This window comes from Armatimonadota bacterium (genome assembly GCA_029907255.1).
Taxonomy (GTDB): domain Bacteria; phylum Armatimonadota; class UBA5829; order DTJY01; family DTJY01; genus JAIMAU01.
On sequence record JARYMF010000004.1, the window covers coordinates 67,726 to 79,832 of the forward strand.

The window sequence follows — 12,107 nt, forward strand, 5'->3', positions numbered from 1 at the left end:
AGAAATGAGAGTCTGCCTTTCGATTGCAGCCAATAATTCTAAGGACTATGGAAACCAAAGTAACTTTTGAGTATACGAGACTCTAAATCAGCGCATCCTTCCTCCAGCCCAACCTAATAAGTTCAATGCGGTTGAGGTCGGCTACTCCGAGATTATAGCGCTCGTCGGCAATGGCAATGTGCTTGGTAGGCGTTATCGGCTTATCTTCGCCAAAGAAGGCAATCCTTTTTGCGCGCAGAATATGTGCGGCAACACTGTCAACCGCCACAGGGTCAAGTGAAACTGCAAGCCCTTTATATGGCCAAACATATCTCGGATCGTACGCCTGAGGACCTTTGCAATAGAAGAGAGGATTTAGAAGAAGAAGGATGTTTAAACGCGTCTTGCCTTTAACTATGGGAAGATTCCAAACCTTGGCAAGATCTGCGCATGCGTCCTCGTGATATGACGCTGGGTTGCCGCTCAAAATTATGTAATTCTTGATGCATCCGCCCATACCCGCCATCGTATGGGCGCGGGCTGGACGGACGTTAATAAGAGCAGTTGCCTGCTCAAATTTGTCGCGTGACCCCCTATCATCACAAAACACCCTATCTTCCGAAACACCGGCGGCAATAACGCGCTTCATAAGAATTTCGTTCACTTCAGGCGGGGTTGGGAACCGATTCCACACGTTCGTCTTGATTCCAACGAAGTCGCTTGGCTTGACAATTGATTTCCATGCAGATGCAGCATCAGGTTTGCCAAGAAGTTTTGCAACTGCCTGGTCAAGCATTCGACCAAAAACCGAGATATTTATCTTGCCTTCACTATCAAGCACGCCAGCATCTCGGATTAGCACAACTCTTGCACGCTTCTCCGCGGATTGTGCCTCAATCGGGAAACCAACAGCCGCAGCAAAAGCAGCTGTCGCCACCCCCCGAATGAAATCGCGTCGGGTAATGACTCTCATGTTTTCGGTCATTTGACTCTCTCCCATCGCATTTTAACTGCCGCCATAAGTTCCGATGCCCTCTCACGCGTCGGGGCTTCGAATACGGCCAACAGATATTGACCGCACCGCTTGACCGCCACCCATTTGCCATCCTCAGTTTTTAATATTCCGGTATTCTGTGCTTCGGGCATGTATGCCTTAACAAAGCTTCTATAGGCTGCAACGGAACCATCCTCATCCGGATACCGAACAACAAGAAGCTTTGACTTTCCTTTCTTCTCCGCATATTCTGCGAGAACAACATTAGTGTGTTCATCTAAATTGAGGATGTTCTTGTCAGCAAGGAAGTAGTGATAATCCAATCCAGATTTCTTATGGAAATAGCGAATGCTAGTTTTGATAAGATTCAATGGTGGCAAAAGCGAAACAACCTCAGGTTTGGACCCAGCGGGCTGAATATTCGATGCAACTATTCTACCAAGCGCCATAACGGCTTTTCTTGCATCAGGAGACTCCTTATCTGCCAGGATGCTAACAAAATACTTTCCTTTCCAGAAGCGAAGAAGGCCTGCAGCATATTCCGAATCGTTCCCAATTCCAACGCTTTTACCATCCTGTTCAAAGCTATATACCCCAAATGCATCTTCCGGCGAGCCCATGTCGAAAATATCAAGGGTAATCGACGGCTCATTCTCCTTCACAAAGCGCCTGGCAAGCATTTTTTGGAAGCCATACGCAAGGTATACTTCCGCTCCACCATCTATGTAGTCAAAAAGCGTCTTACGGTCGTATATTCCATCAGGTGTCTCAGCTTTCCACCCATTAATCTCGTTCGGAATGAGGTTATCCACCGATGGTTCATCTCCCCTCACAACTCCAGCCAGGATTACGAAGAGGATTATTGATGTAAATATTGCGAGTATTTTGCAATACGATGCCGAGGTTATTTTGCGCAACAAAGGATCACCAATCCCCGATGCCTTTATCAAAAAGCTTATGAATAACACTTTAAATTGAGTGCAAAGCACTCAGGCTTAGCACCCGGAAATAATTAATGTACACCCAATACTTCCACCTCATAAATTAGAGTAGCATTCGGTGGAATATTTTTTTGAGGATTGCCTTGCTCTCCATAAGCTAAGCTAGGAGGAATTGTAAGTTTACGTCTACCACCAGAGCGCATTCCGATTAGGCCTTCTTCCAATCCCTTTATAACCTCTCCATTTCCAATGACGAATGAAATTGGCGAATCGGTATCATAAGTGCTTTCCAACTTGGTGCCGTCCGAGAGCCAAAGGGAATAATGTATCAAAACATTACTACCGTTTTGCACGAGGTTTCCATCGCCCACATAAAGATTAGCATATTTAAGGCCCGACTCAGTCGTTACTTCATTTGGTGTGCGTATCTCAAGCAGTTCCATCTCAAAATACAGAGTTGCATTACCAGGTATCAAAGGTGGATTGCCCCTCGAACCATATGCTAGCTCTGGTGGGATATAAGCCCTGCGCTTGCCCCCAACACGCATTGTGCTTGCCAGCTCCTCCCATCCCTGAATTACCTCGCCGCCTCCAAGCGTAAACTCAAACGGCTCATTTCTGTCATAGGAGCTGTCGAACTTGACCCCATTTTGGAGCCACCCAGCGTAATGAAAAACACACACCTCACCCTTGAGTGGAGGCATCCCCTTGCCAACTCGCACGTCGCAGTACTGGATGCCGGATGACGTCGTTACAAAACCCCCAGTACCAGAACCACCGCAGCCCACTGTTATTGCCCCCACCGCTGCTGCTAAGGTAAGAAATACTGCCAGCTTCATCAAGCGCCTTCCTTTCCACAAACCGTCAATTATGAGCATTTGAATTCATGGAAATGATAACACCAATTGGTATCTAAGGCAAGCATATCTACTTAGTGCGAGCGAACTCTATCAAATCTCTAATTTTTGCCACCGCCATGCAAAAAACCGTATCAGCAGCGCCATAATAAAGACGCACTTCATCCTTTTCGTAATCTGGAACAGCCGATGTTACAAACACAACATTTGGCACATCCCCCACTCGTTCATAAAGCTCCGTGGGTGCCATTAAGTATTCCTTTGCTCTTGCGATAACTTTTGAGGGCTCTTCGAGATCAAGAAGCGCCACGCCTGCCCTGTAGATTAAACCATTGCAACGAGGAGCCGTGCCGTGGTAAATAACCAACCAGCCTTCGTTAGTTTTTATCGGCGGCGCCCCCGGCCCAATTTTCCCTTGGTCCCAAGCAAAACGACGGCTTTCCATTATGCACTGCGGCCTTCCCCAGTAGACTAAATCGGGCGAATAAGATATCCATATGTGCCCTTGACCCCCAGGCTGGAAAGGTCTATCCAAACGCACATATAGCCCATTAATTTTCTCTGGGAAAAGCACCATGTTTCGGTTCGTGGGCTCGGATGCAATCGCAACTTTCTCGAATGTTCGAAAATCCTTCGTCTTGCTTACGGAAACTTGGCAGCCATAGCGGTTTTCGGCAGCATAGCAAATATAGTATGTGTCATCAATCTTTGTGATTCGAGGATCATATATCGCTTCCTCATAGGTAAGAAACAGCTCCTCCGTCGGCACGAGAATCGGCTCAGGCTCTATATCAAAGTGAATGCCATCATCACTCCATGCAAGACGCATGGTCTGATAACCCTGCCTACTCTCAACTCGAAGCACAGCAACATATCGGTCTCCAAACTTGTGTACTGCGCTGTTGAATACGGCATTCGCGCCAGGAATCATCGCCGGCGTAATGATTGGATTGCCTGGATATCGCCTTATGATTTCTGTCATGTCTAGCTCCTTTTAATTAAACTTCTAAAAAACCCTTTGGCTGGAAATCTGACAACTACTTTAAGCGCTGCTTAACCTCCGAAATAGAAAGCCCCAAGATCTCGAAGGTCTTTTCGCGACTAGTGGCGCCTGCGGTAAGGGAAATTTGCGACTTCTTTATGCCAAGCCGGTCGGCAAGTAACTCTATACATGCTTTATTCGCAGTTCCTTCTACTGGCGGGGCGGTTACCTTTACAAGAAGGACATCATCCTTCCATCCCATAATCTGGTTTCGTGAGCTTCTTGGATTAACGCGAACTTTAAGAAGAGTCTTCTCCATATCCCTTACCATTTAACCATCCGTCGATACACCTCGTCTGTTTCATCGCCAGGGGACTTCGGCTCGAAAGTCTGATAATTCTCGGACTTGAGGATTAGCACGCCTTCGCCACCAATCCGAGTTGAGGTGTATATTTCCTCTGAAACCTCGAATTCCCTTTGCTCGCCTTCGTATTTGAAAGTAATAAAATATCGTGATATCGGCTGACCTACTGCGTCTGAATATTCAGATGCCCTGCGCTTATCCATTACGCACGCAGGAACACGGCGAAAGCGAGTTGAGCGGCCTTCACGCCATTCGCGATATCCCCGACGCAATGCAAAAAACACGAGCACCCATAAGATTACAACATATAGCGCAATAAGAATCCCTATTATAAATAGCTTCATTTTTCCTGCTAGTTCACCAGTACCAGCAACAGAAATACTGCGCTGTTTTGAAGTGCATGCGCAACCATAGATGAAATAAGTGAGCCTCGCTCATACGTCAAGATTGCAAATGCCGTTCCTAACACAAAAACCGGCAGGAAGTGAATCGGAAACGGATGAATGCTTGCAAAAATAATAGCTGAAACGACGACAGCTACATTTACACCCCATCGGGCACGCAATCCAGTAAAAAGCACACCGCGAAAGAACAGCTCTTCGAAGAACGGCGCGGCAACTGCAACCAATAGGAATAAGAGCATCTTGGCAATGATTGTATCAGCCTGAAGGCAGAGCGGCAAGACCGGATTCTCAGGCGAACGGATATACCTCTCCATCAACTGCGAAATATACCCCGCCGCGAGAACAAGTGGAAGAGCCGCACAATACCCACCAATTCCAAAAAGCACATTGCGACCAAAATTGTCAACCTTTAACCCAAGGCTTTTCCACGACCAACCCGCAAGATTAAGCCGGAAGGAGAGATACGCAAGCGCCACAAGTCCACCGAAAACGTAAGTCCCAGCTGTTACTGCAATTGCGAAAGTAGGGTTAAGTTCCTCCGAAACAAAATTTGCTGTTCCAAGCAAGACACCCCCGATGAGCTGTGATGCCAGAAGCACTATGAGATATGTAATGAAAACTTCAAGCAAGTATCCTGCTATTACACTAGGGTCAGCCTGAATTTCAATGGGAACCGAGGTTCGCAGGGCTTTTGGGTGAATTTTCAAGTCAATATAGGCTATCAAGAGCACTAACCCTGCAAAAAGAACAGCTAGTGCGCATAGAAAAATCCCAGATAAAATGACAGCATTAACCCCAGCAGAATTCAGCGCCGCCATTTGCTGTTGTTTAGCCTGCTCATCAAGCCCTGCCTGTCGGTAGAGGTCTCTTAAAGCAAGATGCGCATACCAGCCTAGATGAAGATTGTTTATCCTATGCTCGAATATTGGAACGTCAGGCCTTGGCACGCCGGGCTTTAGGTAAATCGAGCGCCACATATCCGCCTCAATAAGCAACTGCTTCTGCCTGTGCTTGCTGTATTCTGGCCGCGCAGCCGTTTCCTCAAGAAGCTGAATTGCCTTTTCAATGCCCAGAGGGTTTATATCATGTTTGAGAATAATGTATCGGCGGACGTAGCGAGGAATGGGCGTCTCTTGGACCACCTCTTGGTACGCCTTAATGGCCCTTCTCTTTAAAAAGTCCGCGGCATCAACCGTTGATTCGTCTCTTTTAAATTCTGCCAAGCGTTCGTAAGCATAGGAAATCTTTACCATCATGTCTGTCTGAAAAGCAAGCGGGGAAAAAGAATCGCCCCTCGACGATAGCGCATCAAGCCTCTGGAGATAGCCAATAAGCACTATCAGCAAACCGAGAGTCACTAACAAGCTGATAAATCGCTTCTCGGGATATCTAGGGGAATTGTTGGAGAAAACAGAATCGTTCACAGGACATCCTGAAGAAATAGGCATCTTCCTACGCCCAACTCTTTGAGCAAGGATATTTTGGCCCTTTTATTTGTTTGGTTTGCCCAACTCTGTAGAGCGCAATGTAGCGGCCGTCACTGCCTCGATTGCCGCCGAGCGGAACCCTGCTTTCTCAAGAGCTGCAATACCAGCTATTGTTGTGCCGCCGGGCGTCGTCACCCTATCGCGAAGCTCGGCTGTATGAGTTCCCGTCTGGAGAACCATTTCTGCTGCTCCAGCCACCGTCTGAGCTGCCAGCATAACGGCTGTCTGCCTTGGCAATCCCATCCGTACGCCACCATCGGCCAATGCTTCGATGAACATATATACGTATGCAGGGCCACTGCCGCTCAACCCAGTAACGGCATCCATCTTGTCTTCAGTTACCTGAACCGCCTTTCCCACCGCACCAAATATTTGGAGCGCAATTTCCATGTGGGATGGCGTGGCAGATTTACCGGGAGCAAGTGCGCTAGCGCCTTTCCCAATCAACGCTGGAGTGTTCGGCATAACGCGGATAACAGGAACGTCTTCTCCTAACTTATTTTGAATGCTCTCGGTGGTGATTCCAGCGGCGATAGAAATAACAAGCTGGTCCGTTTTAATCTCACTACCAATCTCCCCAAGGACCTCCGACATGACGAATGGCTTCACTGCCAGGATTAGAATATCAGCCCATCTAGCGACCGACTTGTTATCGTCAGTAGCCTTCACTCCCAGCTGCGCGCTGAATACCTCTCGCCGCTTTTCATCAGGATCAGATGCAATGATGGCTTCGGCGCTCACCCCGGCACTTAAAAGACCTCGTGCAATTGCCTCTGCCATCATGCCGGCACCGATAAAACCTATCTTTTTATTTCCAAGCACTATGGATGCTCTCCTCGCTAGGTCGTTTCAAACACTCCAGGAGATGCCTTGTGCAAATCGTCCGGCACATCAATAACCACATTGCTAGGCGCAAATAGGTAAACGCGCTCGCCAACCTTCTCGACGAAGCCGTTGAGGGCATAAGTCACGCCGTTCAGAAAGTCAATGATGCGCTCAGACATCTCTTGATCCGACTTTTCCAGGTTTATTATCTGTTGCCGGCCCTCTTTTAATCCGTCTGCCGCTAGCCTTGCATCCTCGAAAGAAGTAGGCTGCCTTACCGACACGTGGCTCACCCTCGCAGAATGTAATCGCAGAGTTAACGGCCTGCCCCGCGGGTCATCTGCACCGACGACCTCCTCAGGGAACTCCTCTTCGTCAATCTCCGAGATGCCGATTCCCCGCTTTATCCTCGACCAGAAACCTCTATGCTCGTTCCCATCTGTGGACATATCACTATTCATCTTACGCCCTCCTTATTCCTCTTCTTACGCCTACTTGGGAATTAAAAAATTTTAGCCTCTCATGCTAAGAAAGAAATTTAGTTGGCAATCAAAGCAAAGAATAAATCCATTAAACCCGTGGCCCAAAAATCGCCGTTCCAATTCGAACCATGTTTGATCCTTCCTCGATAGCTATCTCAAAATCGGATGTCATTCCCATTGATAGCCAAACACGGTGGTCTATTGGTAGCTCATCCCAAAGCTTTTTTAGTTTGGCAAATGACCTTCTAATGACGGCTTGATTATCAACAAACGGCGCAATTCCCATTAAACCCTGAAGCCTGACTCCTTCAATCCCCAAAACCTCTTCCACCAAGTCTAGCGCTTGGTCCGGTGCCACGCCAAACTTAGACTCTTCGCCCGAGATGTTGACCTCGATTAAAACATCCGAGGTCTTTCCAATCGCTACCGACCGCTTTCCAATCTCCCTAGCCAGCTTTACGCTATCCACCGTCTGAATAAGATCAAATATCCCAACAGCAATACGGACTTTGTTCGTTTGGAGATGCCCAATCATGTGCCACCGTGCCCGCAAGCCTATCGCCTCGAACTTCGCCAGCGCATCTTGAACGTAATTCTCGCCAATGTCAGTTACACCTGCGGCAAGGGCCTCCTCAATCCTGTCTATGCCGACGGTTTTTGTCACTGCAACGAGAACAATATCTTCGGCAGAGCGGCCGACCCGCTCTGCGGCGGCTGAAATCCTATCCTTGACCCGCCTTAAGTTATCTGCTATGGACATGGTTCGGCTTACTTTCGCAATCGGTATACCACATACCTTCTGCTAGGAGCTTTTTGGTAATTATAACACAAAAGGATAGGCACAACAATGAACAAGTAAAAATGCTAAAACAACTACTTTGCTGCTACATAGAAAACCCGATCGCTGGCTCCTGTTGCCTCTCTAAAGGTGTATCCATGATATGTAGCCAATACCGTAAGACCTGATTGGGCTAGCATCGAAACAATTTCATTTTGAGTATACGCACGCTGGTAGTGATTGAGCTCAATATGGCGAGGACCCTCAGCGGTTTTGTAATCAAATGACATGCGAATTGTACAAATTCGCGATGACTCATCATACGAACTTCGCCAAAAATATTCGACTGGCGAGCCACTTCCGATATTATCTTGGTCGAAGAACCCCGCCTCTAAAGCAAGCTGTGTGTTAAGGTCGAAAATCAAAAGGCTATCCTTCGCCATGTGTTCGGCTGTCCTGTGAAATGCTTCGAGAAGATCATCGGGATTCAGAATATAATTCAGACTATCAAAAAGCGAGATTACCAAGTCAAACTGCCTTTCTAATGACAAACGGCAGACGTCCTGAACGTAGAAATCCAAGGAAACGTGCTCCATCCGAGCTTTCTCGCGAGCAATTGCTATCATTCCAGGCGAGATATCTACCCCGACAACGTGATAGCCCTTTTTTGCAAGGAGAATGCTCACACTCCCCGTCCCACAGCATAGGTCGAGCACCCATTTGGGCCTACGGCAAAACTTTTTTACGATGCGCTGGATATATTCAACCCAAGTTGTATAGGGCACACCAGCCATGAGCGTATCATAGAAGACCGCAATCTCATCAAACTGCTTGGAAATCTGCTCATTAGGACCGAGATGTTCATGCGAGCTCATAGCGCTAGTGTACCACAAAGTAATGTACAGTGGAACTGCAGAGGGTTAGGTATCAATTGTTCGTGAAGATGGCTACATTCGCTCTTCAGCAAGCACCTTGCACGATTCCGGCACACTGGACTCGTACGCCAAATCTTCTCGAGGGATAATAGCAACGCTTAAGATTCCGCCAAGGCTAGCAAGAATACCACAAAGCATAAGAACCCCGCGAACCGAATAAAAATCAGCCGCCACGGTCGAAACATAGGTGGCAGTCAAATTAATCGCTGAATAAAGCGTCCAAAACATGGCAATAGCGCGTGCTTGGAGTCGATTTGGTGTGCAAAGCTGGAAGAGGGTCGAACATCCAATAATCGCAGCCGCATTGCATACTCCCATCATGAAAAGAGCCATAAGAGCCGTATGGATGATATGAGTCTGGGAGAACCATATCATTGTGAGACCAACACCAAATACGCCCGTCGAAAGGAAAATGGCAGGGCTGAACCTTCGAGAAATACTCCCAGCTATCAACGACCCTACGAACATGCCCATTGCTGCAGCTGACAAAAGCATTCCGAATTCACCGCCGGAAAGCTTCAGGTCATCCATGGCAAAGATTACTTCTAGGACATTATACGCGCCCACTGCCACCGCCATGAGCCCAAGGATAAGCAACAAAGACCGAAGTGTGCGGCTTCTGATAACAAAGCCAATACCATCTACCGATTCTCTTCCCAATTCGCTAAGACGCCTTGGCATTGAGCTTTTGCCTTGAGGAATGACAGTGAACATCAATGCAATCGCCGAAAATAAAAATGTTGCCGAATCAAGGATGCATGCCGTCCGTATAAACGAATAACCGAGCGCACCACCAATCACAGGGCCAATTAGCATTCCTACGGTTTCATTGAAAGTCGCCGCAGAGTTGGCTGTCATCAACAACTCTTTGGGCACAATATTAGGGATTGAAGCGGTTCTTGCGGGACGGAAGAACAAACTGAAAAGCCCACAAAAGAATGCCACAAAATATACAATCCATATTGATTCGGCAGTGCGAACGAAAAGAAGAAGTAATACCAGCCCAGCCCTTGCCAAATCAGAGAAAATCATAACTCTGCGGCGGTTCAAGCAATCGGCAATCATCCCTGCAGGATAGCCGAACAGAAGAACGGGGAGCGCTTCGAAGATGATCATCTTGCCAACTGTTACTTTCTCCCCCGTCAGCTTGTAGACGAAAACAAGAAGTGCGGCAGTGAGGACCCAATCTCCGATTACCGAAATCAGCTGTGCCACCCAAAGAAGAGTGAAGTTCCTGATTCTAAATAGCTGAATAAATCCCTGCGTTTTCAGGGACAACCGTAAGTGACCTCCTAGCCACCGGCGATGTTATACCAGGCACTTCGCAAGTCATCATCAGAATCCAACCGGATGATGGGTATGCCAAGCTCCCGGCAAGCATATGTGACTTCGAGCGCGAAGTCACCTGATGTCGCGCTTAAGTGGTTCGACCCAACAACAGCCATAAGCCTAGCGGGGTCAACCCCAAGATCAATTGCAATATGAGGCCATGTTTGACCCCAAAGTATATTTTTGGTAATTTGAGGTGTTATCTCCAATGACCTTCCAACGCCCATTTGCATGTAATACTCGCCGTCAATCCGACATAGCCGGCAGACAGTCATCACATCAGGCTGCCCATTATAACCTACCGCACCTCCAGATTCGCCCTGGCATTGAGAGGCAAATCGCAAATTGGGAAGAACCTTAGCAGGATCAAGAGAGTTTGCGGCGTAGTAAACCGAAGAGCCTCCGCAGTTTGATATTAGCACATAGTCCTTTGCAACGTACTTCAAATCTCCGAACAAAGGCGGTATTTCGGGCTGAATTGCCTGAAGGAGCGCACAGCTCAGAAGTCCTTTGATGTCACCTTCGCAAACAGTTGCAATCGCAGGACGCTCGCCCTCGCTGTCTGCTGAAAATGGGAGGAACGAAGGCAGAAGGCACGCCGTTACACCATAATCCACGCTAAGTTCGGGTTGGCATTTCACCGAGACACCAGCAATCTCCTCGGCAGGAAACTCTGACAAGCGATCGCGGGAGGCAAGATAAAGGGCAACCTGCCGGCGGAACGATTCTGGCGTTAACATGGTGTCGCCGTAGGTAATGCTTGCTGAACCTTGTTTTAACCAATTAATGAAAGCATCTATTCTTCCTGGTTGATTCTCGAGAATGTCATCAGCACGCTTAATTAAAATATACTGGTCCTCGGAAATGATATCGCCAATCAAGAGGCTCTTCAATCGAGGAATATCATCCTGCAAATGCTCCATTCGCAGGCAGTAGGTGCCGCCCCAGAGGATTAATGATTTACGCTTGAGTTGCTCAGTTGCGCCGACCCCCTTTGCCCAGCGTACAATTCCAGGCAAGTCGCCCTGAAGCCTTGAATGCGTGAGTGCGTGTGAGTTTACAGGTGATTCCCAAAGCGATGCACCAACCGCACCCATGCATACCGTCCCTGCCCATGTAGGATCGTCCTCGGTGTAAAGAAGAGTAGGTAGGTTTAGCTCTCGAACAGTTGCAAGCGCAAGCATTGGCTCAGTCCAGTGCCAACAACCAAGTATGACAGCATCGGCTTCGGCAGCCCTAATTTCACGAATGCAGTGGCGCACATCTTCGCTAGTCGAAACGCCAAAGATGGGTGAATCAGGCGACCGCAGACTTTGCATTGGGTCTATTGCCGAAATCCCAGCAGCTTTGAGGGCTTGTACTACCTCGGCATGCTTTTCACGTATGTATTGCTCGCGTCTCTCTACAAAACTTGTAGCCCTAGGATCGGTGAACGATATGACACCAACTTTGATGGTTTTTCCAAACATATGCCTCCCTCGATTGCAATTGCATACTACTCAAGCACTTACTCTAAGCTTCAATCATAACAAAGGCGAGGTCGTTCGTCAAATGCAAAGATTAAAAAAGCACAAAATAAAGACTATCTTTTGTAGCTTTACATTACTAGTATCTTTACCTGTTTTGCGCCTTAAGCGTTGACATTTTACCCTCCCAAAGGGATAATTATTAAACAACATAAAGGGATAACTCGAACTCTCAAAGCATATCAACATTTTAAGCATCCCCAAAGGATTCGGAGAACATTATA

Annotated in this window: 13 protein-coding genes; all 13 read right to left on the reverse strand. The window is 47.7% G+C overall.

What is annotated here, in order from left to right; all coding sequences use genetic code 11:
- Window positions 1–82 precede the first annotated feature (82 nt).
- The 13 genes from QHH26_04295 to QHH26_04355 all read right to left on the reverse strand — a co-directional run bounded on the left by QHH26_04295 (window position 83) and on the right by QHH26_04355 (window position 11,826).
- Window positions 83–964: a DUF362 domain-containing protein gene (locus tag QHH26_04295; protein MDH7481184.1), complete on the reverse strand. Its 882-nt coding sequence runs from the start codon at window positions 962–964 to the stop codon at window positions 83–85.
- Window positions 961–1,890 (reverse strand): hypothetical protein, encoded by a 930-nt coding sequence (locus QHH26_04300; protein ID MDH7481185.1) that lies wholly within the window; start codon window positions 1,888–1,890, stop codon window positions 961–963. The genes QHH26_04295 and QHH26_04300 overlap by 4 nt, the downstream gene beginning before the upstream one ends.
- A 95-nt stretch (window positions 1,891–1,985) precedes the next feature.
- Entirely contained in the window at window positions 1,986–2,753 is a 768-nt protein-coding gene (locus QHH26_04305) for an FKBP-type peptidyl-prolyl cis-trans isomerase (GenBank protein MDH7481186.1), read from the reverse strand.
- An 88-nt stretch (window positions 2,754–2,841) separates the two neighbouring features.
- Window positions 2,842–3,753, reverse strand: a complete 912-nt coding sequence (locus QHH26_04310; protein MDH7481187.1) for a glycoside hydrolase family 130 protein — start codon at window positions 3,751–3,753, stop codon at window positions 2,842–2,844.
- Between the two features lie 55 nt (window positions 3,754–3,808).
- Complete coding sequence (locus tag QHH26_04315; protein ID MDH7481188.1) at window positions 3,809–4,084, reverse strand: DUF167 domain-containing protein; 276 nt, start codon at window positions 4,082–4,084, stop codon at window positions 3,809–3,811.
- Window positions 4,078–4,461 carry a DUF2500 family protein gene (locus QHH26_04320; protein ID MDH7481189.1) on the reverse strand — a complete coding sequence of 128 codons (384 nt, stop codon included), beginning with the start codon at window positions 4,459–4,461 and terminating at the stop codon, window positions 4,078–4,080. The genes QHH26_04315 and QHH26_04320 overlap by 7 nt, the downstream gene beginning before the upstream one ends.
- A gap of 8 nt (window positions 4,462–4,469) precedes the next feature.
- Entirely contained in the window at window positions 4,470–5,945 is a 1,476-nt protein-coding gene (locus QHH26_04325) for a type II CAAX endopeptidase family protein (GenBank protein MDH7481190.1), read from the reverse strand.
- Between the two features lie 66 nt (window positions 5,946–6,011).
- Window positions 6,012–6,830, reverse strand: coding sequence for a pyrroline-5-carboxylate reductase (proC, locus tag QHH26_04330; protein MDH7481191.1), 819 nt, complete (start codon window positions 6,828–6,830; stop codon window positions 6,012–6,014).
- Between the two features lie 17 nt (window positions 6,831–6,847).
- Window positions 6,848–7,294: a cell division protein SepF gene (locus QHH26_04335; GenBank protein ID MDH7481192.1), complete on the reverse strand. Its 447-nt coding sequence runs from the start codon at window positions 7,292–7,294 to the stop codon at window positions 6,848–6,850.
- A 109-nt stretch (window positions 7,295–7,403) separates the two neighbouring features.
- A complete protein-coding gene (locus tag QHH26_04340; GenBank protein MDH7481193.1) occupies window positions 7,404–8,075 on the reverse strand; it encodes a YggS family pyridoxal phosphate-dependent enzyme in 672 nt (223 codons plus the stop codon).
- 113 nt (window positions 8,076–8,188) lie between these two features.
- Window positions 8,189–8,968 (reverse strand): class I SAM-dependent methyltransferase, encoded by a 780-nt coding sequence (locus QHH26_04345; protein MDH7481194.1) that lies wholly within the window; start codon window positions 8,966–8,968, stop codon window positions 8,189–8,191.
- 72 nt (window positions 8,969–9,040) lie between these two features.
- Window positions 9,041–10,306, reverse strand: a complete 1,266-nt coding sequence (locus tag QHH26_04350; GenBank protein MDH7481195.1) for an MFS transporter — start codon at window positions 10,304–10,306, stop codon at window positions 9,041–9,043.
- 14 nt (window positions 10,307–10,320) lie between these two features.
- Complete coding sequence (locus QHH26_04355; protein ID MDH7481196.1) at window positions 10,321–11,826, reverse strand: fucose isomerase; 1,506 nt, start codon at window positions 11,824–11,826, stop codon at window positions 10,321–10,323.
- Window positions 11,827–12,107 lie beyond the last annotated feature (281 nt).

Coding starts and splice junctions, on each gene's coding strand:
- QHH26_04295 (MDH7481184.1), bottom strand. CDS start 964: ATGACCGAAAACATGAGAGTCATTACCCGACGCGATTTCATTCGGGGG.
- QHH26_04305 (MDH7481186.1), bottom strand. CDS start 2,753: ATGAAGCTGGCAGTATTTCTTACCTTAGCAGCAGCGGTGGGGGCAATA.
- QHH26_04310 (MDH7481187.1), bottom strand. CDS start 3,753: ATGACAGAAATCATAAGGCGATATCCAGGCAATCCAATCATTACGCCG.
- QHH26_04315 (MDH7481188.1), bottom strand. CDS start 4,084: ATGGTAAGGGATATGGAGAAGACTCTTCTTAAAGTTCGCGTTAATCCA.
- QHH26_04320 (MDH7481189.1), bottom strand. CDS start 4,461: ATGAAGCTATTTATAATAGGGATTCTTATTGCGCTATATGTTGTAATC.
- QHH26_04335 (MDH7481192.1), bottom strand. CDS start 7,294: ATGAATAGTGATATGTCCACAGATGGGAACGAGCATAGAGGTTTCTGG.
- QHH26_04340 (MDH7481193.1), bottom strand. CDS start 8,075: ATGTCCATAGCAGATAACTTAAGGCGGGTCAAGGATAGGATTTCAGCC.
- QHH26_04345 (MDH7481194.1), bottom strand. CDS start 8,968: ATGAGCTCGCATGAACATCTCGGTCCTAATGAGCAGATTTCCAAGCAG.
- QHH26_04355 (MDH7481196.1), bottom strand. CDS start 11,826: ATGTTTGGAAAAACCATCAAAGTTGGTGTCATATCGTTCACCGATCCT.